Below are 1,634 nucleotides of genomic sequence, written 5' to 3' on the forward strand. Positions count from 1 at the left end.
TTGCTCTGGTATATTCTTGCAGCTTTCTTTGTTTCTCTGGATTCATAATTTTGCGATAGTGGTAAACATATTTAATTATGGACTAATGAGGGGTAGGGTATGTCTGAGTATTTGTACTCATCGCATAAGTGTTATGCTCCCGAAGGCGAACTGCCCAAAGAATTGGAGGGGATGTTTCTTCGCAACGGTCCCAATCCGCAATTTAAGCCCATTGGACTCCATCACTGGTTAGATGGAGATGGAATGCTCCACTGTGTAGAGATTAGTAATGGCAAAGCTAGTTACCGCAACCGCTACATCCGCACAGATGGGTTTAAAGTCGAGCAAACTCAAGCTAAAGCAATTTGGCCAGGGCTGCTGAACCTGCCAAGGTTTGACACACCCTACGGCTTGATGATGAAGAATACCGCCAATACTTCATGTGTATTCCACGCTGGTAAATTGTTGGCTCTCTGGGAAGCTGGCGCACCCTATGAAATCGGGCTTCCAGATTTAGAAACAGTTGGTGTATATACTTTTAACGACAAACTAGTTTCTACCTTTACAGCGCACCCAAAAGTTGACCCGGTGACGGGTGAAATGATTGTGTTCGGCTTCGCACCTATTGCTCCGCCTTACCTGGAATATAGCGTGGTTTCAAAAGAAGGGGAATTAAAACGAACCGTGTCTATTGACATACCAGCCCCGGTGATGATGCATGATTTTGCCATTACTGAACACTACAGCATTTTCCTAGATATGCCGCTGACTTTCAAACCGATGCGAATTATGCAAGGTCAGCTACCGATTAAGTTTGAGCCTCAAAACCCCAGCCGTATTGGCATCCTACCGCGCAATGGCGATAATCGGACAATCCGCTGGTTTAAGGTTTCTGCCTGTATGCTCTACCATGTGGGTAATGCTTGGGAAGAAGGTGACGAGATAGTACTCTTGGCTACCCGAACACCCGATACCTATCTATTTATTCCTCAAGAAGACAAAGGTGAAGGTGGGGAAACTGAGTTTGAACACTTCCGGCTGTATCGCTATCGGATCAACCTAGCGACGGGTGTTGTCAAAGAAGAGGCTTTGGATGATGTTGCCACAGAATTTCCTCGCATTAACGATGATTTCACAGGTCGGAAAACACGTTATATGTACGCTTCACAGCAGGCTACCTACATGAGACCCCGACTATTATTGGATGGTTTGATTAAGTATGATTTGAAAACTGGTAGCTCCCAAGTGCATGAATTTGGACGGGGACGTTTTGGCGGTGATAGTGCGTTTGCACCTCGACCTGGTGCTACTGCTGAGGACGATGGTTGGTTGCTGACGATGGTCTGGGATGCGGTAGCCAAGCAGTCTGAGTTACTGGTTATTGATGCCCAAAACTTCACATCTGAACCTGTAGCGCGGGTACTTATGCCTCAACGCGTTCCTTACGGTTTCCATGCTACCTGGATCTCGTCTCTTGCAATGGCTACTTAATGAAGCTAACGGTAAACCTATATCCCACATTCCGCAGATATTCAAGCAGATTTAATTTCAAAGAAATTCAGAATTGCCAAAACCTCAAATGATTGCTATGCAATCATTTGAGGTTTTTTTAAGGTATAATAATTTGTGCCAGTATAGCAACCTTCAAAACGATG

General features: G+C 45.1%; 1 protein-coding gene. It reads left to right on the forward strand.

The genetic code is table 11. The annotated features are described in order from the left end of the window. The first annotated feature begins 99 nt into the window (after nt 1-99). The gene (locus tag ACUVJL_RS14000; RefSeq protein ID WP_445246401.1) at nt 100-1,470 is read left to right on the forward strand and encodes a carotenoid oxygenase family protein; all 1,371 of its coding nucleotides are present in this window, start codon (nt 100-102) and stop codon (nt 1,468-1,470) included. Nucleotides 1,471-1,634: the final 164 nt, after the last annotated feature.

Source organism: Microcoleus sp. OTE_8_concoct_300 (assembly GCF_031383065.1).
Taxonomy (GTDB): domain Bacteria; phylum Cyanobacteriota; class Cyanobacteriia; order Cyanobacteriales; family Microcoleaceae; genus Microcoleus.